This is a genomic window from Cupriavidus sp. CER-90 (genome assembly GCF_057652055.1).
Genome location: NZ_JBYGYM010000003.1, coordinates 43,116 through 65,503, shown reverse-complemented (window position 1 = coordinate 65,503; position 22,388 = coordinate 43,116). Strand labels below are relative to the sequence as shown.

Below are 22,388 nucleotides of genomic sequence, written 5' to 3'. Positions count from 1 at the left end.
CGCTGAACTCCGGCAGCACAACGCCCCGGGGCACGCAAAAGGTAGCAACGATGAAACATCATTGCGAAGCGGTCACCCATGCGGTAGCGGCCACGCCAGGTGGCCGCGGATGAAGCCCGGCAGCCGCCCCAGGCGCCGCCGGCTCGGCATTGCGGCCGCAATCGTTGCCGGAGTCGCCGGCGGGATCGCGCTCCTGGCGCAATGGCCCCAAATGTCGATGCCGGTATCCCCTGCGACTGGCGCGCCAGCCGACGTGTTCGTGCAGCCAGGCGCCAGCGGCGTCGACCAGGCCGATGTCCTGCAGGCCGCGCTCGACAACCTCCAGCCGGGACAACGGCTGGTGCTCGCCCCCGGCAGCTATCTGGTGGGCCGCGTGCTGGCGGTACGCCGCGAACAGGTCGCGGTATCGGGCTACGACGCCACGCTGGTTGCGTCCAATCCGGACCAGCAGGCCATCCAGATCACCGGCGCGAACTCGACGCTGGTGGGCGTGACGCTCAAGGGCACAGGCTCGCAGCGGCTCGAATCCGCCACGTCGGCCAAGGTAATTGTCGATGGCACGGGCATACAGGTGCTGGACGTGACCATCGAAGGCGGCGCCAGTGCCGGCATCTTCGTGTCGCGCGGTATGGGTATCGCCCTCGTTGGCGACAAGGTCAGTGGCACGCTGGCCGATGGCATCCACATCACCGGCGGCTCGCAGGACGTGCTCGTGCAGGATTCGTCCGTCACGGCCACCGGCGACGACATGGTGGGCATCGTCAGCTACCAGCGCGACAACACGCAGACCCGGAACATCTACGTCACCAGCAACTACCTGGCCGGCAATGCCTGGGGGCGCGGTGTGGCTGTCGTTGGGGGTGCCGATGTCACCGTTGCCGGCAACTGGATCGAAGGCGTGCAGAAGGCGGCTGCCGTGATGGTCGCACAGGAAGACGGCTATCGCACCGCAGACGTCAGCAATGTGCTGATCGCCAGCAACACGATAGCCGATGACCAGAACGCCACGGCGCCCGGCAACAACCGCATGGCAACGGGGCATGCCGCCATCGACATCAATACCGGCAGCGGTAGCGTGACGCGCGTGCAGGTGACGGGCAACCAGGTCACGCGCACGCGCTTTGACGGCTATCGCGCGCAGGGCAATATCTGCCAGGCCGACATCACCAACAACCGCTTCGCGGCCATCGGCGGCGCGGCCATCGCGCTGCAGTATCGCAATTGCACGGCGGATCAGTTCACCTGCGGCACCAATACGCTCGATGGCGCACCGCTGCCCCCACCGTCAGGATGCTCCGGCGCGGTATCGATCCAGGCCGCCGGCGCGGACGCGAACCGCCTCCCTCAGGTGCGCACGTATCTGCGGCGCGCACGGTAATTCCTGCCAGGCCCCTGCGGGCCTGGCAGCGCACCCCGTTTCGACACAGGCTGCCCATGCCGGCTTACCTGACGCGCGGCGATTCCGCGAGCAGCCGCTGCAGATACTTGCCGTAGTGGCTCTTGCCCAACGGCGCGGCCAGCCGCGCGACCTGCTCCGCGTCGATCCAGCGACGCCGGTAGGCAATTTCCTCGGGGCACGCCACCATCAAGCCCTGGCGCTTCTGCAGGGTCGCCACCATCTGCGCGGCATCGATCAGTGAATCGTGCGTGCCGGTATCGAACCACGCGAAACCGCGCCCCATGATGTCGACGGCCAGCTTGCCGGCCTCCAGGTAACGGGCGTTGACTTCGGTGATTTCCAGTTCGCCACGGGCCGACGGTCGGATGTCGGCGGCAATATCGCAAACACGGTTGTCATAGAAATAAAGCCCCGTCACCGCATAGTTCGATCGCGGCTGCGCCGGCTTTTCCTCGATGGACAGCGCACGAAAGTCTTCGTCGAATTCCACCACGCCATAGCGTTCGGGGTCGTGCACGTGATACGCGAACACGGTGGCGCCGTCCTCGCGACGGCTGGAGCGGACCAGCATGCGCGCCAGGTCATGCCCATAGTAGATGTTGTCGCCCAGGATCAGCGCCGAGGGATCGCGCCCAACAAAGTCGCGGCCGATGAGGAACGCCTGCGCCAGGCCGTCTGGCGACGGCTGCTCCGCATACTGCAGGTTCAGCCCCCACTGCCGGCCGTCGCCGAGCAAGGCTGCAAAGCGCGAAGTGTCCTGCGGCGTGGAGATGACCAGCACGTCACGGATGCCGGCCACCATCAGCGTGGAGAGCGGATAGTAGATCATCGGCTTGTCATAGACCGGCAGCAGCTGCTTGGAGACGCAGTGCGTGACGGGATAGAGCCGCGTGCCGGAGCCTCCGGCGAGAATGATGCCTTTGCGCGTCATGCCTGCATCTCCTTGGCAGTGGGGGATTCCTGTGCGACCAGCGAGGGCCCCGGCGCGCCGGAAGTGGACGCGCGCCGGTAGCAGAGATAGAAGGCGATGGCGCCGGCGGCCTCGGTGATCAGCACCGATATCACCGTGCCCCGGGCGCCCATGTGCATCACGAAGGGCACCGCGTAGATCAGGTGCATGACTGTCACGGCAGCATAGATGTTTCGCACGGCGCGGTGCCGCCCCGACGCCATCAGGCCGAGATTGCCGAAGATGAATGCCACGCTGGTCAGCGGCAGCAGCACGCCCTCCAGCCGCAGCAGCAGAATGGTGTCGTGGAACGGATCGCCCAGCCATAGGCGGATGCCGACGCCGGCAAACAGCTCCACGGCAACGAACATCGCGCCCGAACAGCCAAAGACCACCATCATCGCGCGACGCAACAGCGCACGCGCGGCCGGCGGGTCCGTGACGTTGTACTGGCTGATGCGCGGATAGAACGCCGTGCCGATCACCGTAAAGATCGTCTGCCCGGCAATGCGGATCTTGTCGGCCATCGAAAACTGTCCCACCGCTACGGGACCGTGGAAATGGTTCAGCAGGATCGCGTTGAAGTTGACATAGAAGCTGACCAGCACCAGCGACAGGAACATCGGGAAGCCTTCGCGCAACGACGCCATCGCCGCTGCCGCCGGCACCCTGACCAGCGTCGCCAGTCGCCTGCGCCATACGCCCCACAGCGCCGTGACGGCCAGGATCAGCGTGCCGACGCTGATGCCCAGCGCGGCCAGCGCAGCGTCGCCGGGTGATCTCACCCATGCCACCACGCATGCCAGGCTGATGGCCTTGGACGCGAAGTTCGGCAGTACCAGCACCTTCATCCGTTCCAGGCCCTGGTAGAGCCAGATCGGCGTCACGGCATTGGCCACCACGCCCACGAAGGCCGCGGCCAGGATGGCCCGATGTTCGCGCAGGTCCGGCGCCCACCACAACGCGCCGGCCAGCAGCAACGCCGCGCCCAGCGTGAGCAGCAGCTTGGCCGCCATCGTGGCCGAGAACACCGCCGCGACCGCGGCCGGATCATCGCGCCTGAGCGATACCAGCCGTGTCGCCGACAGATTGTGGCCGTAGTCCGTCAGCAGGATCAGATACTGCGCCAGCGCCTGGCAGTAGGCCAGCACGCCGAACTCGCGCACGCCGAGCTTGTGACCGAGGAAAGGCAACAGCACCAGCGGGAACAGGTAGTTGCTGCCCTGGATCAGCAGCAGATAGGTGGCGGTGGAGCGTATGGATGGCGGCATCGGGCGCGGGCCTCAGAGTTCAGCGCGGACCGGCGGCCGGCAGGTTCGGGCGGCCGTAGAGCGAGCGCACGCCCGCAGACGGTGCGCTGGCGGCCGGCTTCCCCAGGCACCGGAACACCAGCCACAGCAGCGCCAGCGGCACGAAGTTGCGGCCGCTGAACAGGTTCGGCACGCGCAGGATTTCCATCAGCGACACCAGCAGTACAGCATGGGCACAGCACCAGAAGCCGTGGCCGGCACGCCATCCCGCGTAGCTGCGGCCCAGCAGCCATCCCATCAGCACCGCCTCCAGCAGTGCGAATCCGCCCCACTCGTAGAAATGCACGAAAATGCCCGAGGGGTTGTTGAACTCCGGATCGCCGAAGGTGTTGAGGAACAGGCTGTATCCATCGTCCGCGCCGACCAGCGGGCGGAAGCTCTCGCCGACGATCGGAAACCGGATCAGCCAGTCGAACGTAAACGTCGGCGCCCCGGTGCCCCATCCCATGATCGTCAGCAGGCCGGAACCGTTGTTGATCGCCGTCGAGTAGTACAGGCCCAGCCGTTCCAGCGCGAAGTCGAAGATGTTGTCGTAGATGTTGACGTAGTACGTCTCCCACGACCGGTTGTACTCGTTTGCGATGAAGAACCCGATCAGCGGCGGGATGGCGGCAAATGGCCCGAGTGCCAGCAGCGCCGCGCGCAGCGACCCGCGCGGCGGCCGCAGGCGGAAACGCGCCATCATCAGCGCCCAGGGCAACACCACTTCCACCAGCGCCAGCCGCTCGGCAAAGATGAAGCTGCGCAATAACGTCAGCACGAACAGCACGCCCAGGTAGACCTGGTAACGGTTCAGGCCGCGCGGCGCCGTGCGGAAGATGACGAAGTAAAGCGGCACGTAGGCCACCGACGCCTGGGTCAGCGTGCTGATGCCTACCACGCGCCCTTTCAGCTCCAGCACGTCGTAGGTACTGGCGGTCCCATTCAAATAGGAAAGCAGCATCGCCGGCCGGGCGATCACGCCGCCCATCATCACCACGTAGCCGATGCAGGCCAGCCAGAACAGCGCATCGAGCACCCGCACGGACAGCACCACCGGCGTGTCGGCCGCGCGCGGGGCCAGCACACGCTCTCCCAGGGCCCCCGCCGCCACCGCAAGCAGGAACAGCGCACCGGCCATCGCATAGGTGCCGCTGAAGTAGATATGGTCGATGGACTTCTGGTCGCCCAGCAGTTCCAGCGACACAAGCCCATACAGCGGCAGGATGAAACACAGGAGCAGCCGTGCAGGATCGTCCCACCAGTAGCCGTCGTACGCATTCCAGGCGCCAGGCATCGTCATCGTCGCGATTCAGTTCGACGCCACCACCATCGGTTCGGCCACCGGCAGGCCCGGTACCGAAGATGGCGAAGCTACCGCAGGCGACGCGGCTACCGCATCCCGCATCATGGCCGCATGCACCAGCGCCCGGAATTCCCGCCGAAACCGCTCGGGCGAGAATTGCAGCGCATTGCGGCGGCACGCCGCCGGCTGGAAAGGTCCGCTTTCCTCGAACCGGCAAACCGCGCGAACGATATCCTCGACGGTCTGGCGCGGAAAGAACACGCCGGTGCGCAGATCGCGATCGCGGCTGTCGATCACCGTCTCGCGCGCTCCGCCCTGCCCCAGCGCAATCACGGGCGTCCCGCAGGCCTGGGCCTCCACGGCGACGATCCCGAAATCCTCCTCCGCCGCAAACACAAAGGCCTTGGCGCGCTGCATGTGCGCCACCAGCACGTCGGCAGGCTGGTATCCTAGAATGCGCACATTAGGGGTCGCCATCTCGCGGATGCGGTCCAGGTCCGGGCCATCGCCGATCACCACCAGTTGCTTGTCCGGCATCGCCGCGAACGCCTCGACGATCAGGCTCACCCGCTTGTAGGGCACCAGCCGCGATGCGGTCAGGAAGAAGTCCTCGCGCTGCTCGCAGAGGCTGAACTGATCGATATCGACAGGCGGATAGACCACCGCCGCATCGCGCCCATAGACCTTGCGGATACGCCGCGCCACATAGGCCGAGTTGGCGACAAATACATCCACGCCATGCGCGGTGCGATGATCCCACATCCGCATGTAGTGCAGGATGGCCCGGGCCACCCAGCTTTTCAGGCCGTGCGTCAGCTTTGACTCGCTCAGGTATTGATGCTGAAGGTCCCACGCGTAGCGGATCGGGGAATGGACATAGCTGACATGCAACTGCCCCGGCCCGGTGATCACCCCTTTGGCAACAGCGTGGCTCGACGAGATCACGAGGTCGTAGGCGGACAGGTCCAGTTGCTCCACGGCCAGCGGCATCAGCGGCAGGTACGCCCGGAACGACTTGCGGGCGCGGGGCAGCTTCTGGATGAAGGTCGTCGTCGCATGCTTGCCCTGCAGCGCCCCACGCTGTGCATCGGGAAAGAAATCCACCACGCTGAACAGGTCGGCCTGGGGCCATATCTTCAGGATCTGCTCCAGTACCCGTTCTGAGCCGGCATACGTGGCAAGCCATTCGTGGACGACCGCGACCTTGCCGAAGGCGGCATCATCGGTGTCGTGTCGTGGGGTCATCGTTGTGGAAGGCATGGAGATATCTCGCCAAGTAGCCGCGCGGCGGTGTCGCGCCAGGAATACCGCTGCACATGCGCGTAGCCGCGCTGCCGCATTGCGTCACGCAACGTGCCGTCCTGCATCACGTACGTAAGCAGCTCGCCGAACTCGGCCGGGCTGGTCGGCCGGAAATAGAGCGCAGCCGTGCCACACGCCTCGCGCACCGAGGGCAGGTTCGACGCCAGCACCGGGCAGCCCAGCGTCATGGCCTCCACAGGCGGCAGGCCATAGCCTTCATACAACGACGGAAACACGAAACAGGCAGCGTCGCGGAACAGTGCCTTCAGGTCGGCATCGTCAACATAGCCAAGCCGCGTGACCGGCGCCGCGTCCTCGTCGTTCTGCGGCCGGAACACGCTTGCCGAGCCACCCACGATCACCACGTCGTAATCGGCCCCGTGCAGCATGCTCACGGCCTCCACGACCAGCCGAAAGTTCTTGTGATAGCTGGCGCTGCTGACCGCCAGCACATACGGCCGATCCGACAGCCCATACTTGCGCCGGATGCCGCTCACCTCCGGCAAGCGCAGCATATGGTCGCCACTGAGCGGCAGCACGCCGATCTTCCGGCCCGGGATGCGATAGGCGTCCGCAATTTCCCGCCGCGAGAACTCGGATACGGTCAGCACCCTGCGCGCCACACGCCCGACCCAGGGCGCCATGATCCGATACCACGAGCGGAACGCCCGCGAATACGCCTGCGGCACACGCACCGGCGCCGCATCGTGCATGACCGTCACCTGGTTCCGGTACAGCAACGGCGCCGCATTGCACAGATTGAGCAGCAGCGCCCCGCGCGCCGCCAGCGGCAGGCTGACCTGCTCCCAAAGCTGGCCACTACGGCGCCCGATGGCAGGCCCCACCGTACGCACCCGCAGGTGCGGGAACTCGCCCGGATCGACTTCCACGCCTGGCGGCACGAGCAGTTCGAACGACAGGCCGGCCGTAGTGCGATCGTTGTCGGCCACCAATCGGTCAATCGCGCGCACTACCTCATGCGCAAAGCGGTCGACACCGGTGGCGCGCCGCCCCAGGAAGCGCCCGTTGATGGCGATGGTCTTTGGCATCGCGTGCGCTCCTAGTGGCCGGCCCGCGCGAGCGGGTTGGCGATGTATCGCACCACACGGTTGCTGAACGACGCCACCGGCAACAGGCAAAGCGTCGTCAGGCATCCCACCGCCACCTTCTTGCGCAGGCTCCAGAACGGATTGGCGGCGATGGTGTGGAAATACCGCCCCGATTCATGCTGGAACCAGTGCCACCGGCGCGCCAGCGTCGCGCCATACACATGCTGCGCGAAGCGGGCCTTCTCCAGCGAGAAATCGAGCACGCCCGGCGGCAGATCGATGCCGAGGCGGTCCTTGGCAAGGCCGCGCAGGATCTGCCAGCGCCGCGCCGACTGCCGGGCACCGGCCATCGCGTCCTCGGCGTTGGCGAGCGACAGTTCGCTGCCGTGGGCGTCGCCGCACGTGTTGCGATGCACGCGGTAGCCGCCCAGCGCCGCCTCCACCGCGGCAACGTCGCCAAGCAGCGCCACGCCGTAGATGGCGTAGAAATCCGCGCCATGCATATTGTCTGCACCCACCGGCACCGGAAAGATGCGACGCAGCGCATCCACACGATACGCATTGCCCGAGCCGGGTGGCGACGGATACAGCCATCCGGCTCGCAGCATCCGTCCGCAACCGTCCGCGCGGATCGACTGCGGGACCTGGACGCCGGTGGGCGCGCCATCGGCCGTCATGACATCGAGCCGGTACTGCACCTTGACCGGGTCGCCCTTGGCGAAGGCCGCCAGGACCGTGGCAGCGGCTTCGGGATACAGCGTGTCGTCGGCATCCAGAAAGAGCACGTACGGCGTGCGGACGCGTTCGAGCGCATGGTTATACGCCGCTACCTGCCCGCCGTTGCGCTGGAACACGGCTTCCACGCGCGCGCCATAGCTCTCGATGATCGCGCGGGAGCCGTCGGTGGAGCCGTCGTCGATCACCATGACATGCACAGGTGTGAACTGGCCCAGCGCCGAATCCATGGCGCCCGCCACGTACCGCGCATAGTTGTAGTTGGCAATCACAACGGTGAGCGCGGGCGATGCGACAGGGTCCGGCATGGTGGCCTCCGTAAGCGTGGCGCTACAGCGAGTAGTCGGCGTGGAAGCCAAGCCGGCTGGCCTCGCCATCGGCAATGGCGCGCTCCAGCAGCCGCAGCCGCGCCCCGGCGTTGCGGCGCTTGCCATACAGGCGCAGCAGCTGCAGGAACACGAAGCGGTTGAGCCGGTACATCAGTCCGGACGTGGACCAGTGGTTGCGGTCGAACCACGCCTGGTTGCGGCTGCTGTAGTACGCGCGAAAATCCGAGCCGCTCAGCAACATGCATTCGAAGTGGTTCTTCCAGTTGCGCTTGACGTTCCAGGAGCCTTCCAGGTCTTCGAGGCGCGCAGCCGTTACCAGCGCGATACATCCGCCTCGCGCCGTCAGCCGCCACGTGTACTCGGTATCGTCGGCGTACAGCACCAGTTCCGGCACCGGCAGCCCCAGGTCCACATACATCTCGCGATGTCCGAGCAGGCCCCCGTACGGCGCGAACGGCAGATGCACCACATCGGGAATCGCGTCGGGCCGTGGCCTTCCCCACGGCGTACGGCGCCAGATCTTGTACGGGATGCGCCCCACGTGAAAGCCGAAGTAGCTCGAGCGCGGCGGCATCGCCAGGCCCACCGGCACGCCCGCCGCGATGTCACCCTGGTGATCGGGACGGAACCCCAGCACCGCCGCGCGGCGGCGGCCCAGCTTGCGCGTGAGCAGGTCCAGTTGATGGCAAAGCACGTCGACCGCGCCCTCGCATGGCGCGTTGTCGTCGTCCATCAGCCAGATGTAGTCGGTGGTATCGCGCTCCAGCGCCCGGGCGATGCCCACCGCATAGCCGTTGGCCGATCCCGTGTTGGCGGCGAGCCGCACGATGGTGACGCGCTTGCCCCAGGCAACCTCCAGCGGCGAGAGATCGGCGGTGGCGTTGTTGCTGACGACGATGGCGTGCGACACGCCTTCTTGCTCGAAGCTGCGCCGCAGCAGTTCCGCGCAGTAGTGCAGGCGGTCGCCGTAGGTGACGGTTACCAGCGTGATGCGCTTGTGGTGCAGGTGCGCCATGACGGTTCTCCGTATCAGGCTGGCGTGCCAGGATGGCTTTCGGCAGCGCCGTAGGCGTAGCTGTAGCGATGCAGCGCGCCGGTGAAGTCGTTGAAGATCACACCGCGCACCGCAACACTGGCCTGGGCCAGCCGCCGCGTGCTTTCATCGATCTGTTCAACCGTGGTCACCCGGTGGCGCGCCACCATGAACACCGTGCCGGCAAGGCGTCCCAGGACCAGCGCATCGGCCACCGGCAGCAGCGGCGGGCCATCCAGCACCACCATGTCGTATTGCGTGGCCACCCGCTGGACCAGTGCCGACAACTCGGGCTGCAGCAGCAATTCGCTTGGGCCGGCCGTGAGCGCGCCAGTCGGCAGGAAGTCCAGGCCATGCGCCACGTCACGCCGGATCGCGTCGCCGGCTTCGCAGCTGCCGGCCAGCACTTCGGCCAGGCCGGGTCCGCGATCGACCCGGAAACGCTTGTGCAGCACGCCATTGCGCAGGTCGGCATCGATCAGCAGCACACGCCGCTTCGACGCGCCGGCCAGTGTCGCCAGGTTTGCGGCCACGAACGACTTGCCCACGCCCGCGGTGGGCCCTGTGATCAGCACCACGCGGTTGGGCGCATCGCTGAGCGCGAAATGCAGGGTCGTGCGCACCGCGCGCAGGCTTTCGATGGCCGCATCGGGCAGTTGCGCGTGCCCGCCGCGCAGGTGGGTCCGCGCGGTGCCCAGCGGCCCGGTGAGGCGGCTGCGCGGCACCGTCGCATAGACCGGAATGCCCGTGGCAATCTCGATCTCCTCGCGATCCTGCACGGTGCCCACGATACGGCGACGTGCCATCGCCAGCACGATGCCCGCCAACAGCCCCGTCAACAGCGACCCCGCCACGGCCACGCCGCGCCGGGGCTTGATCGGTGTCTCGGGCGGAGTGGCCGGATCGATTAGCCGCACGTTCGCCACCTTGCCGGCCCGCACCAGCGTCAGTTGCTGACGCGCGTTCAGCCGGTTCGTGTACAGCTCGGTATCGACCTGCATGTCGCGTTGCAGTTGCAGCACCTTCTGCTCGATCAGCGGCAACTGGCGCGTCCGTCCCTGTACGACGGAGAACGCGGCCTGCGCCTCGCGCAACTGGCCGTCAATGGCCAGCAATGCCGGGTGCTTCTCGGTGTACTGGGTTAGCAGTTCCTGGCGCTTCTGGCGCAGGTCCACGAGCCGGGTCTCGGTCTCCACGCTTTGCTGCAGCAGCGCCCGGGCCTCCTGGCTGGTATCGACGGTGCCCTGCTGGGCGCGAAAGGCGTTGTAGCGGCTTTCGGATTCCCCCAGTTGCTTCTTCAGTTGCGGCAACTGCTCGTCCAGGAAGCGAATCGACTTGTCCGCTTCCTCGGACCGACGGCGCACGTTCTGGTCGACATATTCGCGGCCGATCTCGTTGAGGATGCGCGACGCCTGGACGGGATCGACGCTGTCCAGCGATACACCAATGATGTTCGACTGCTTGCCGCGTTCGCCAATCGCCAGCGTTTTCTGCAGCCATTCCGTCGTGGCGGTCTCGGAGTAGCGCTTCAGCGTAAAGCTGGCGCCGGGCCGCCCGTCCGCCGTGCGTACCAGCAGCGCCAGCGGCCCGCGCGGCGTGTCGGCTCGCAGCAGGATGCCGACGCGGCCTTGCAGCGACACCATCGGGGCGCCAAACGTCGAGGACAACGCCAGGGTGAAGGCGCCATGCTCGCCCAGCGTGAGTGTGAATGGCTGGCCCTGATAGGCTGCGGGCACGTCGAAGGTCGTGACGTCGATACGTTCCTTGCCATAGACGTGTCCGCCGATCGGCCGCGAATAGCCTTCGGCGCGCTCTGCCAGCCACCAGCCGATCACCGGCAGGTAGCGCGGCGTGACGTCGAGATGGAGCCGTAGCGCATCGACCGCGCGGGATACCACCATGCGCGAACTGAGCACCTGGATCTCGGACGTCGTGTCGGGCTTGATCTCGGGCGTAAGCTTCGGGTCCCCTGACGTGGAACGGTTTTCGATGGTGCTCGGCTCCACCTGGATCAGCATGTCCGAGCGGTAGACCGGACGCGTGAACACCGCATAGGCGATCCCTGCCAGCAGGCAGGCCGATGTCGTGCCCAAGATCAGCCATCGGCTTGCCGCCAGCGTCGTCAGCGGGTTCATGGCGCGCACCGCCGGGCGGGGCGCAGGCTCATACGCGGGATTTGCCAGGTACGAAGTGTTCATGACGAGTGTCTCCTGGAATTCGCAAGGCCTACGGCGCCAGCGCACGGCTTGCCGTCGCGGTCTGCGCGGTGGGCAGTAGCAGGCTGACCACCCGGCTCCAGCGCACGAGTGAAGAGGTGTCGACGAACACCACGTCGTTCGCCTGGAGCGCGAACCCGTCGGCCAGCGCCATCGCCGAAGGCGTGCTGGCATCCAGATGGAAAACCCGGGGCTGCGTGCCGCCGTTGCCGCGCACTACATACACCTGCTGCGCATCGCCCGAATACTGGCTCACACCGCCCGCATCGCCCAGCGCCTGGTTCAGGCTCAACTTGCCATTGTTCATCGTCAGCGCGGCGTTGCGTGCCACCTCGCCAATCACATAGACCTTGCTGTCGTTCGCGGCATAGACACGCACGAGATCGCCATCGCGCAGCAGGATGTCGGACGGATTCGCGCCCTTCGCGATCAGGTCGGGCAGGTTCACGCGCGCCGTTTGCTCGCCGCGCGTGACGGCGATCCAGGAGCGGTCGGCCGCCGCGCTGAACCCGCCGGCGCGGTTGATGGCCTCGGGCAGCGTCATCGGCACGTCGTTGATGATCTGCAGGCCGGCCTGCTGCACGGCGCCGTCCATGTACACGCGCTTGCTGCGATACGCCTGGATGCGCAGCGTCACCTGTGGATTGCGCACGTATTCGGCCAGCCGCTGCGTGAGCCGGTCGCGCGCTTCGGCCTCGGTCAGACCCGCCACCGGCACCATGCCGACAAAGGCGTACTGAACATTCCCGCGCGCGTCGACGGTGTATCCCGTGACCACGGCATTCGATCCCGACGTATCGACGCCGCTGGTGACCTGCAGCGCAGGCAGGTTCAGTTCGGGGTGCCCCCAGACCACGATGCTCAGCACATCGCCGGGGCCCAGCACGTAGGGCCGCGGCTTGTCGAACAGCGCACGCACCTCCGGCGCCACGCCTTCGGGCTGCGCCGCACGCTGCGACGCAAGCAGCGCGCTGTCGATTTCGACCAGGCTGTCGCGCGACACGGACTGTACGCCCGGCATGGGCGGCAGATTGGTTGCCGGCGCGGCTGGCTGCGCCGATTCCCTGCCCGGCTGCGGCGCCGGCGTGGTGGCCTTGTAGGTCATGCCGGGCGCCATGGCGCAGCCGCCGAGGAAGTGCAGTACCACGCCCCACAGCAGGACGGCAGCCAGGCGCTTGCGCCAGGGCGGGTCAGTATGCGCCACGACCATGGATCACCACGCCGATTGTCTTGAACAGGATCACGATATCGCCGGCAAAGGTCCAGTTGCGAACGTAGGCGACATCCAGCGTCACGCGCTTGTCGTAGTCGGCATCGTTGCGTCCGCTGACCTGCCACAGCCCGGTGATGCCAGGCAGCACGCGCAGGTAGTACGACACCGATTCGCCGTAGCGTTCCAGCTCCTTTTCCACGACCGGACGCGGCCCCACCAGGCTCATGTCGCCGCGCACCACGTTCCATAGCTGCGGCAGCTCGTCGATACTGGTCTTGCGGATAAAGCGCCCCAACGCCGTGACGCGGACATCGTTGCGCAGCTTGAAGTCCTTTTCCCACTCGGCGCGTGCCACCGGATCGCTGGCGAGCAGCTCCTTGAGTACCGCATCGGCATTGCGCACCATCGAGCGAAACTTCAGGCAACGGAATTTCCGGCCATCCATCCCGACCCGGGTATGGCCAAACACGCACGGGCCGCCGTCGCGCATCACGAGCAGGGCCACCGTCAGCATCAGCGGCGACAGCAGCAGCAACAGCACCAGCGCCGCGCCGACATCGAACGCGCGCTTGGCGGCATGGCCGTATGCGCCGGCGTAGCGCCGACCGGCGTCGTGCGACGGTGTGTAGACATCGGCCAGGGCCGGCGACATGGCCGGCGCTGCCGCGGTAAAGCGCGCCGGCAGGATGCCGGATCTGGCAAGCAGTGATTTGATGAATCGCATAGCCTTCTCCCGTAAGCCGCGCGATGTTCAGGCGCAGCGCCCGTAGGTATCGGCGATGCGGACGATGTCGTCCTCGCCAAGGTAGGCGCCCGATTGCACCTCGATGACTTCGAGCGGCAGCTTCCCGGGGTTTTCCAGGCGGTGCGTGACGCCAATCGGGATATAGGTCGACTCGTTCTCGCTCAGCAGGAACTGCTCTTCGCCGCGCGTGACGCGTGCCGTGCCCCGCACCACGGTCCAGTGTTCGGCGCGGTGGTGGTGTAGCTGCAGCGATAGCGATGCCCCGGGGTGCACGACGATGTGCTTGACTTGAAAGCGCTCGCCCTGATCGAGCGAGTCGTAGCACCCCCACGGCCGCTGCACCTTGCGATGGTTCTCGGCCTCGCTGCCCTGCTGCCTGGCAAGCCGTTCCACCAGCCCCTTGACGCCCTGCACCTGGGAACGGTCCACGACCAGCACGGCATCGGGCGTTTCCACCACGATCAGGTTCGTGGTACCTACGCACGCCACCAGCCGGCCGTCGGCGTGGACATAGCACGAGGTAGCGCCTTCGTACATCACCCGGCCGCGCGCGGCATTGCCGTCGCCGTCCTTGTCGATGGCATCCCATACGGCGTCCCACGAGCCCAGGTCCGACCACCCCGCCACCAACGGCACCACCACGCCCTGCACGCCGTCGGTGCGCGCCAGGTGCTCCATGACGGCGTAGTCGATCGAGTCGGACGGGATGGCCGCGAACGCGGTGGCATCGGGGTGGAAGTACGGGCCGTCCTGACGGCCCTGCGCGAAGGCACTGGCGCACGCCGCATGCATGTCTGGCTGCAGGCGCTGCAGCGTCGCCAGCCAGGTGCTGGCGCGGACGACGAAGATGCCGCTGTTCCACCAGTACTCGCCAGACGCCACGTACTGCTGTGCAAGCTCGGCGGCAGGCTTTTCGACAAAGCTGTCGATGGCGCGCGCCACGCTGCCCAACGCAGCGCCGATGCGGATATAGCCGTAGCCGGTATCGGCGCGGGTGGGCGGCACGCCAAGCGTCACGATGGCGCCCTGCTCGGCGAACCGGGCGGCATGCGCGATGGCGTAGCCGAATGCCTCCGTATCGGCGATGACATGGTCGGCTGGCATGACCACGAGGATGCCGTCTTCACCCTGCGCCATCGCCAGCAGCGCAGCCAGTGTCAGGGCCGGCGCCGTGTTGCGCCCAGCCGGCTCCACCACGATCTGTGCCTCCGTGCCGGCTGCGGCAAGCTGCTGCGCCGTCATGAACCGATGCGGCTCGCCGCACACAATGATTGCAGCGGCATCGCCGTGGCGACCATCGCGCAGCACCGCCATGCGGCGCACCGTGGACTGCAGCAGCGAGTCACGCCCGATCACATCGATCAGCTGCTTCGGATAGTGCTTGCGGGACAGCGGCCAAAGCCGTGTACCCGCCCCCCCGGCCAGTACCACGGGGCGGATCCGCAGCGCGCTCTGGACGCCGCCGGGCGTGACGGCGGCATGGGAAGGGAGATCGGCGGGGGCAGTGATAGGCATGCTGGGCTCCTGTTCGGGCAGCGCTTGCGGCATGAAACCGCTTTGCTGCACCGAAGCATAGATGCGCAGGAATGCACCATTTGGCCGATGGCCGATAATGCAGAGGATTTGACCGATGCAACTTGAAAACCGGCAATAAAACGTATTTGCGGTGATACAAGCCCATTATGTCATCACGCGGCCTTACTGATATGCGTGCACGATTCCCGTCTGCGGTGCGCCAATGCACCGCAACGCATCCAAGCAGAATCCGCATTGCACAACGGCAGTGAAGTCTCTGATTTGGTTGATATTCTCCGCATATCCACATGCAAGGACGGCGGGACGTGGCGTAACAATTACTAAAACTGATTCATTTCTGATAATCATGTTGCGGCGTATGGCGCATTTCCCAATTGATTTTCAATGGCACCCGCGCCCATCGGCCAACATCACGGAAAAATCGGCCACGGACCATTGTGCATTGCGGCAAGTTGGATATGATGCAATGCAATAGATTCGCCTTCGAATTGCCTTCGCAAAGGGTGGACACGCCATGGATCACCTTGTCGAGATGCCTGCGCCGACCCGGCCCCCGGGGCCTTTTCCCATCGCCGGACATGCCCACACACAACGCATTGGTCTGCTGTTGTTCGACGGATGCTCGCTGCTGACGGCAGGCATCATTGCCGAGGCCTTCCGCGTGGCGAACGAGCTGGAACTGCAACGCAACGGCCGGCCGTTCTACCAGTTGTCATTGCTGTCGTATCGCGGCGGCAACATCGCGTGTTCGTCGTCGGTGCGCATCTGGACCCAGGGTCTCGATGCGGCGGGTCAGCGGGGCTTTGGCGCCGTGTTCATCGCCTGCAGCGAGCGCGAGCCAGCCAGCGAGCGCGATGCCCGTGTGACCAGCGCCATCATGGAAGTCAGTGCATCGGCGCTGGAGCGCAGCACATGGGGCCGCGGGCTGCTGGCGCCACGGGTGTCGCGCGCCGAGGCGGCAAGCGGCCAGGAAGGGAATGCCGCGTCGGTCTTCTGGTGCCGGGGCGGCGCGGACCATGCGCCCGAAATCATGCCGTCGGCCATCGACATGGCGCTCGCCCAGATCGAGGCGGACCTGGGCCCCGAGGTGGCCGACGAAGTGGCCAGGCAGCTCGATCCGCGCCGCGAGACGATGGCCGAGATCGAGCCCTACGACACGGACGAGACGCCAGACCTCTCGACCGCCACGGCGAACAAGATCCTGGCCTCGGCGCGCTGGATCGCGGAGCACTACATGGAGCCCATCTCGGTTGCCGACGCCGCGCGCTTTGCCGCGATGAGCGAACGCAACTACCTGCGCCGCTTCAAGTTCACGATGGGCATGACGCCGTCGGAATACCTGTTGCAGACGCGGCTCGACATGATTTGCCAGTTGCTGGTCAAGACAACGCTGCCGGTGGACAAGGTTGCCCGGCGCTGCGGCATGGGCAACGGCGACCGGCTCGGCAAGATCTTCCGCAAGCGGTTCGCATTGTCGCCCACCGAGTATCGGAACCAGGGACCGGCGAGCCCAGGGTCGGATCCCACCGCAACCTGAGGAGTGCTGAGCATGCGCAACGAATTGCTTGACCTGGCCAAACTCGACTGGATGGCGCGCGAACTCGCCGAGCCGTACAAGACCGCCCCGCCCTTCCCGCATGCCTGTATCGACGACTTCCTTGACCCGGACATCTACCGCGAAGCCAGCGACGCGTTCCCGAGCCGCAAGGAAGGCAGCTGGTTCAAGTATCAGTCGGCTGCCGAAAACCTCAAGCTCCAGATCCAGGACTTCTACGCCATTCCGCCCGCGCTGCGCGCCTTGATCGTCGAACTGAACGGCCCTGGCTTCATTCGGTTCCTGGAGACGCTGACCGGCGTGCGCGGGCTGGTGCCGGACCCTCACCTGCATGGCGGCGGGCTGCACCAGACGCTGCCCGGCGGCCATCTGGGCCTGCATATCGACTACAACTACCATCTGGAATGGAAGCTCGACCGACGGGTGAACGTACTGCTTTACCTGAACGACACCTGGGAGGATAGCTGGGGCGGCCACCTGCAACTGTGGGACGAGGGCGTGCAGCATTGCGTGCAGAAGATCGCGCCCATCGGCAACCGGCTGGTCGTCTTCAATACGAACGAATGTTCCTGGCACGGGCACCCCGTGCCGCTGGCCTGCCCGCAAGGCGTCTCGCGGCGTTCGATCGCGCTCTACTACTATTCGAACGGTCGCCCCGAGGACGAGGTGGCAGACGTCCACACGACGCGCTTCCAGGCGGCACCCGGCGCCCGCTTTCCGCTGACGGCACGCGACATCCTGACCGGCATTACCCCGCCTTATGCCAAGGCCCTGGCGCGACGCATCGTAGGCCGCTGACCGGCACGAGGGCATCACATGTCATCCATACTCGTCACCGGCGGGGCCGGCTTCATCGGCGCCAACTTCGTGCTCGACTGGCTGCGAGGCCCGCCCGCGTGTCCGGCCGAGGCCGACCGCGTCATCAATGTCGACAAGCTCACCTACGCCGGAAACCGGCACAGCCTGGACGATCTCGATGGCGACGCGCGCCACATCTTCGTCCAGGCCGACATCGGCGACCGGGCAGCGATGGACAGCCTGCTTGCCCGGTACCGCCCGCGTGCGGTCATCCACTTTGCGGCGGAGAGCCACGTCGACCGGTCCATCCGCGGGCCGGCGGCCTTCATCGATACCAATATCGGCGGCACTTATACGCTGCTGGAAGCCGTGCGCGGCTATTGGAGCGCGTTGCCCGATGCCGAACAGGCGGGCTTCCGCTTCCTGCACGTCTCCACCGACGAGGTATTCGGCTCCCTGGGGCCCGCTGACGCCCCGTTTTCGGAGACCACCCGCTACGCGCCAAACAGCCCCTACTCGGCGTCGAAGGCGGCTTCCGACCATCTCGTGCGCGCCTGGCACCACACCTATGGCTTGCCCGTCCTGACGACAAACTGCTCGAACAACTACGGCCCATACCAGTTTCCTGAAAAACTGGTGCCGCTGATGATCGCCAGCGCGCTGGCGGGACAGCCGCTGCCGGTGTACGGCGACGGCGCAAACGTGCGCGACTGGCTCTATGTCGGCGACCACTGCGCCGCGATCCGCGAAGTGCTTGCGCGCGGGCGGGTCGGCGAGACCTATAACGTGGGCGGCTGGAACGAGAAAACGAACCTCGAAGTCGTCCACGCGCTGTGCGACCAGCTCGACGCGCTGCAACCGCGCACCGTGGGTTCCTATCGCGACCAGATCCGCTTCGTGAAGGACCGGCCCGGCCACGACCGCCGCTACGCCATCGATGCCCGCAAGCTCGAAAGCGAACTGGGCTGGCGCCCCGCCGAAACCTTCGAAACCGGCCTGGCCAGGACAGTCGCCTGGTACCTCAACAACCAGCCATTGGTACGTGACGTCATTTCGGGCGAGTACCGCAAGTGGGTGGAGACCCAATATGCCGTGTGACAACCCCAGCGTGCCCACGCTGCTCGTGACGGGCTGCAACGGCCAGATTGGCTTTGAACTGTGCCGTAGCCTTGCCCCGCTCGGTCGCGTGATCGCGCTGGACCACGCGGCATGCGACCTCACCCATACCGCCCGCTTGCGCGACCATGTGCGGGACATTGCGCCGAATGTCATCGTCAATGCGGGAGCCTATACGGCCGTCGACAAGGCCGAACATGACGCCGATCTTGCATTTGCCATCAATGGCGATGCCCCCGGCATCCTCGCCGAGGAGGCGGGCGTGCTTGGCGCACTGGCCGTGCACTATTCCACCGACTACGTGTTCGATGGCACAGCGGATGGCCCGTATTCCGAAACGGATGCACCCAACCCCTTATCGGTCTACGGAGAAAGCAAGCTGGCCGGCGAAGAAGCGGTGCTCGCAACCCAGGCGGCATCGTTGATCTTGCGCACCAGCTGGGTCTTCGGCGCGTATGGCCGCAACTTCGCGAAAACCATGCTGAAACTCGGTCGTGACCGCGACACGCTGCGCATCGTGTCGGACCAGTTTGGCGCGCCCACGCCTGCCAGCCTTGTGGCCGACGTCACCGCGCACATCGTGGCCCGACACTGGCTCTTCGGCGACCGTGCGGACTTCCCGGCGGGTCTCTATCACCTTGCCGCTGGCGGATACACGAACTGGCATGCCTATGCAGTGGAAGTACTGAGGCAGGCCACCACGCTCGGGGCAGTGCTCAATGCCGACCCCAGCAAGGTTCAGCCGATTGACACAGCCGACTATCCATTGCCGGCCCGTCGCCCCGCGAACTCCCGGCTTGCCACGGCAAAGCTGCGCGAGACGTTCGGCCTGCAGCTGCCGTACTGGCGAGACGGACTAAGCCTCGTCATGCGGCAACTGTTTTCCGAGACATCCTCCTAGAGGTGCGCCATGACCATGAACCTTGTGCCTACCCGGATCCCCGATGTGCTGATCGTCGAACCGAAGGTGTTTGGCGACGAGCGAGGATTCTTCTTCGAGAGCTTCAACGGCATCGAGTTTGAAGCCGCCACCGGGTTGAAGCGCAATTTCGTCCAGGACAATCACTCCCGGTCGGCCCGGAACGTGCTCCGCGGATTGCACTACCAGATTCGACATCCCCAGGGCAAGCTCGTGCGCGTCGTGTCGGGCGCAGTATTTGACGTGGCCGTGGACCTGCGCAGCAGTTCGCCAACATTCGGCGAGTGGGTCGGCGAGGTGTTATCCGCCGAAAACAAGCGCCAGTTGTGGATTCCGGAAGGATTTGCGCACGGGTTTCTCGTGCTGTCGGACTCTGCGGAATTCCTCTACAAGACCACGGACACCTGGCACCCGGAACACGAACGCTCACTGCATTGGAACGACGGGCGTGTCGCCATCGCATGGCCGCTGTCCGGCACGCCGATGGTGGCGGCCAAGGACGCTGCCGGGCGTACCCTTGACGAGGCCGAGGTGTTCGCCTGACCGCGCGGCCGCGGCAGCTGCCGTCGCTTCCGACAGGAACCTGTAGCCCGGCGCCCGAAGCTGGCACGGACGTTGCTCCCTGATCCGCCACTGCGTGTTGAACACAGACTCATTGGCATCGGGACTTTCGGGGAGCGTTTGATGAAGAAAAAGATTGCGCACTGGGCAGCCTTGGCGCTGTCCTTTGGCGTGCTGGCTTTCGGTGCGGGCTGCGCACTGGCGCAGACCTATCCATCCAGGACGATCAGACTGGTGGTGCCTTTTCCGCCAGCCGGTGCCACTGACGTCCTGGGCAGGGCCATTGCGCAGAAGCTATCCGAAGGCCTTGGGCAGCCAGTGGTGGTCGAGAACCGGCCTGGTGCAGGCAGCACCATCGGATCGGACATCGTTGCGAAAGCGGCACCGGATGGCTACACGCTATTGTTGGCGTCAGGCTCGCTTGCCATCGCATCCAACCTGTACCCCAGACTGGGCTTCGATGTTCTGAAGAGCTTCACGCCAATCTCGCTGGTGGGCCATGTCCCCCATATGCTGGTCGTGAACCCTTCGATCCCGGCGAATTCAGTCAAGGAACTGATCGCGTTGGCCAAGGCGAAGCCCGGACAAATCAGCGCCGCTTCGCAAGGAAACGGCACGCTGTCTCACCTTGAACTGGAAATGTTCAAGTTGTCCACTGGCGCCGACATGCTTCATGTCCCGTATAAAGGCAGCAATAACGTCATGCCCGATCTACTTGCCGGCAATGTCTCGGTGTTCTTTGATAGCGTGCCGTCTTCCATGCCGCTGGTGAAGAGCGGCAAGCTGAAAGCACTTGGCGTCGTAGGGGCCAAGCGCCTGCCAATGAGCCCGGACATTCCCACACTGGCCGAAGCCGGACTCCCTGGGTTCGACGTGAAGAACTGGTTCGCGCTACTGGCACCTGCGGGCATATCGGCGGAGATCGTCGAATTGCTCAACACCCAGGTCCAGAAGGCAGTGGCCGCGCCGGATCTTGCTGGGCGGCTGGCGGACCAGGGCGTGATCCTGGAAGCCAGCACGCCAAAGCAGTTGTCCATGCTGATGCAATCGGACGTCGCAAAGTGGGGCAGGATCGTCAAGAGTGCAAACGTGCACCTGAACTGAGCGCGCCCAACAGGGCTACCGGGCGTACGTCTCACCAGGCTGGACAGGGCTATCCGGACCTGCGCGCCGCAGGCTCGGAAATGAACAGGTTCAGACCCAGGTGCTCGGACAGGAACCGCATGACTAGCTGACCCCGCACACTGTTGCCGGCGGCATCCAGTGGGGGCGAATATGTCGCCACTGCGCCTTTGCCGGGGGCAATCGTCAGGATGCCCCCGCTGACGCCGCTCTTGCCTGGCAGGCCCACATCGTACAGCCAGCTCCCGGAGCGCTCGTACAGACCCGCTGTCGCCATAACCGCCAGTACACGCTGACATGTCGAGGCCCGGACGACCTGCTCGCCCGTCACTGGATGGACACCTCCGCTGGCCAAGGTAGCACCCATCAGCGCAAGGTCGCGCGCACTGACCAGCAGCGCACATTGCCGCGTGTAGACGTCCACAGCGTCATCCGGATCGCAATAAAGCCGGCCATGCCCGCGCAGGAGATGCGCTAAGCCCGCATTGCGTTGATTGGTGGCCGCTTCCGAGGCGTAGACGCGGGCATCGCATTCCAGTTCCCGCCCGGCGAAGCGAGACAACCCCTGGCGAACCTGATCCCAGCGGTCCTCTGCGTCAGTGCCTGGCACAAGGCTTGTCGCGGCAATCGCCCCGGCGTTGACGAGGGGATTACTGGTGCCATCGGCGCGCAGTTCCATTGCCATGATGGAGTTGAAGGGCAGGCCGGTAGCGTCCACGCCCAGCCGCGCCGCGGCCTCGTCGGCGCCAAGCGCATCGCATATCAGCGCGAATACGAAAGGCTTGGACACGCTCTGGATCGAGAACGGCTGTGCCGCGTCGCCGACCATAAACGTGTCCCCCCGCGTGTTGGCAACGCAAATGCCGAAGGCGGAGGCATCCGCTTCGGCCAGCGCCGGGATGTAGTCGGCCAGCTTGCCACCGGCTTCATCGCGGAAGCGATCGTAAGCCGCTTCGACCAGCGACCGGACCGCGTCGTGCCCGGGCAGATTGCCAGTTGAAACAAAGGGGGGTGTCAGCGCGGTCGACGAGGCCATCTTTGCGTTCCTCTTTCCAGTTCAAACCAACAGGCCGATCCAGAGCGCACGAATCGCTCGGTCAGGTCATATCTCGGATACGCCCCTTTTCGGGCCTCCCTGCGTCTCATTATTGAGGCCCGACAAGCAACCAGTGAGTACTTTCGACGGGATTAGCCCAAGGTCCAATGGCGAAAGCGG

General features: G+C 65.6%; 18 protein-coding genes and 1 pseudogene. 7 read left to right on the top strand and 12 right to left on the bottom strand.

All coding sequences use genetic code 11. The features are described 5' to 3' along the window. Positions 1 to 217: 217 nt before the first annotated feature. A complete protein-coding gene (locus AC24R4_RS27535) occupies positions 218 to 1,378 on the top strand; it encodes a right-handed parallel beta-helix repeat-containing protein (RefSeq protein ID WP_487524045.1) in 1,161 nt (386 codons plus the stop codon). 64 nt (positions 1,379 to 1,442) lie between these two features. On the opposite strand, the gene rfbA is transcribed toward AC24R4_RS27535, so the two are convergent. From rfbA to AC24R4_RS27480, 11 genes and pseudogenes are all read right to left on the bottom strand, one after another. Next, positions 1,443 to 2,330, bottom strand: coding sequence for a glucose-1-phosphate thymidylyltransferase RfbA (gene rfbA, locus AC24R4_RS27530; protein WP_487524044.1), 888 nt, complete (start codon positions 2,328 to 2,330; stop codon positions 1,443 to 1,445). Beyond that, positions 2,327 to 3,619 carry an oligosaccharide flippase family protein gene (locus AC24R4_RS27525; protein ID WP_487524043.1) on the bottom strand — a complete coding sequence of 431 codons (1,293 nt, stop codon included), beginning with the start codon at positions 3,617 to 3,619 and terminating at the stop codon, positions 2,327 to 2,329. Before AC24R4_RS27525 ends, rfbA begins: the two co-directional genes overlap by 4 nt. Positions 3,620 to 3,638: 19 nt before the next feature. Further along, positions 3,639 to 4,934 (bottom strand): oligosaccharide repeat unit polymerase, encoded by a 1,296-nt coding sequence (locus tag AC24R4_RS27520; protein ID WP_487524123.1) that lies wholly within the window; start codon positions 4,932 to 4,934, stop codon positions 3,639 to 3,641. 15 nt (positions 4,935 to 4,949) lie between these two features. Continuing rightward, positions 4,950 to 6,203 carry a glycosyltransferase family 4 protein gene (locus AC24R4_RS27515; RefSeq protein WP_487524042.1) on the bottom strand — a complete coding sequence of 418 codons (1,254 nt, stop codon included), beginning with the start codon at positions 6,201 to 6,203 and terminating at the stop codon, positions 4,950 to 4,952. Then, positions 6,185 to 7,294: a glycosyltransferase family 4 protein gene (locus tag AC24R4_RS27510; protein WP_487524041.1), complete on the bottom strand. Its 1,110-nt coding sequence runs from the start codon at positions 7,292 to 7,294 to the stop codon at positions 6,185 to 6,187. The genes AC24R4_RS27515 and AC24R4_RS27510 overlap by 19 nt, the downstream gene beginning before the upstream one ends. Before the next feature lie 11 nt (positions 7,295 to 7,305). Further along, positions 7,306 to 8,337, bottom strand: coding sequence for a glycosyltransferase family 2 protein (locus AC24R4_RS27505; protein WP_487524040.1), 1,032 nt, complete (start codon positions 8,335 to 8,337; stop codon positions 7,306 to 7,308). Between the two features lie 22 nt (positions 8,338 to 8,359). Further along, entirely contained in the window at positions 8,360 to 9,373 is a 1,014-nt protein-coding gene (locus AC24R4_RS27500) for a glycosyltransferase family protein (protein ID WP_487524039.1), read from the bottom strand. Positions 9,374 to 9,387: 14 nt separating this feature from the next. After that, a complete protein-coding gene (locus tag AC24R4_RS27495) occupies positions 9,388 to 11,589 on the bottom strand; it encodes a GNVR domain-containing protein (protein WP_487524038.1) in 2,202 nt (733 codons plus the stop codon). A 28-nt stretch (positions 11,590 to 11,617) separates the two neighbouring features. Further along, complete coding sequence (locus AC24R4_RS27490; RefSeq protein WP_487524037.1) at positions 11,618 to 12,817, bottom strand: polysaccharide biosynthesis/export family protein; 1,200 nt, start codon at positions 12,815 to 12,817, stop codon at positions 11,618 to 11,620. After that, positions 12,798 to 13,421 (bottom strand): annotated as a pseudogene (locus tag AC24R4_RS27485) (sugar transferase); the annotation flags it as partial. The gene AC24R4_RS27490 and the pseudogene AC24R4_RS27485, both read right to left, overlap by 20 nt. A gap of 150 nt (positions 13,422 to 13,571) precedes the next feature. Next, the gene (locus tag AC24R4_RS27480) at positions 13,572 to 15,080 is read right to left on the bottom strand and encodes a mannose-1-phosphate guanylyltransferase/mannose-6-phosphate isomerase (protein ID WP_487524036.1); all 1,509 of its coding nucleotides are present in this window, start codon (positions 15,078 to 15,080) and stop codon (positions 13,572 to 13,574) included. Positions 15,081 to 15,615: 535 nt separating this feature from the next. Here AC24R4_RS27480 and AC24R4_RS27475 point away from each other — a divergent pair. From AC24R4_RS27475 to AC24R4_RS27450, 6 genes are all read left to right on the top strand, one after another. After that, positions 15,616 to 16,638 (top strand): GlxA family transcriptional regulator, encoded by a 1,023-nt coding sequence (locus AC24R4_RS27475; RefSeq protein WP_487524035.1) that lies wholly within the window; start codon positions 15,616 to 15,618, stop codon positions 16,636 to 16,638. Between the two features lie 12 nt (positions 16,639 to 16,650). Then, entirely contained in the window at positions 16,651 to 17,454 is an 804-nt protein-coding gene (locus AC24R4_RS27470; protein WP_487524034.1) for a 2OG-Fe(II) oxygenase, read from the top strand. An 18-nt stretch (positions 17,455 to 17,472) separates the two neighbouring features. Beyond that, a complete protein-coding gene (rfbB, locus tag AC24R4_RS27465) occupies positions 17,473 to 18,552 on the top strand; it encodes a dTDP-glucose 4,6-dehydratase (RefSeq protein WP_487524033.1) in 1,080 nt (359 codons plus the stop codon). Beyond that, positions 18,542 to 19,471 (top strand): dTDP-4-dehydrorhamnose reductase, encoded by a 930-nt coding sequence (gene rfbD / locus AC24R4_RS27460; protein WP_487524032.1) that lies wholly within the window; start codon positions 18,542 to 18,544, stop codon positions 19,469 to 19,471. The genes rfbB and rfbD overlap by 11 nt, the downstream gene beginning before the upstream one ends. Positions 19,472 to 19,480: 9 nt before the next feature. Further along, entirely contained in the window at positions 19,481 to 20,032 is a 552-nt protein-coding gene (gene rfbC / locus AC24R4_RS27455; protein WP_487524031.1) for a dTDP-4-dehydrorhamnose 3,5-epimerase, read from the top strand. A 141-nt stretch (positions 20,033 to 20,173) separates the two neighbouring features. Beyond that, positions 20,174 to 21,154 carry a Bug family tripartite tricarboxylate transporter substrate binding protein gene (locus tag AC24R4_RS27450; RefSeq protein WP_487524030.1) on the top strand — a complete coding sequence of 327 codons (981 nt, stop codon included), beginning with the start codon at positions 20,174 to 20,176 and terminating at the stop codon, positions 21,152 to 21,154. Between the two features lie 49 nt (positions 21,155 to 21,203). Here AC24R4_RS27450 and glsA read toward each other — a convergent pair whose 3' ends face one another. After that, positions 21,204 to 22,208, bottom strand: coding sequence for a glutaminase A (gene glsA / locus AC24R4_RS27445; protein WP_487524029.1), 1,005 nt, complete (start codon positions 22,206 to 22,208; stop codon positions 21,204 to 21,206). Between the last annotated feature and the right edge of the window lie 180 nt (positions 22,209 to 22,388).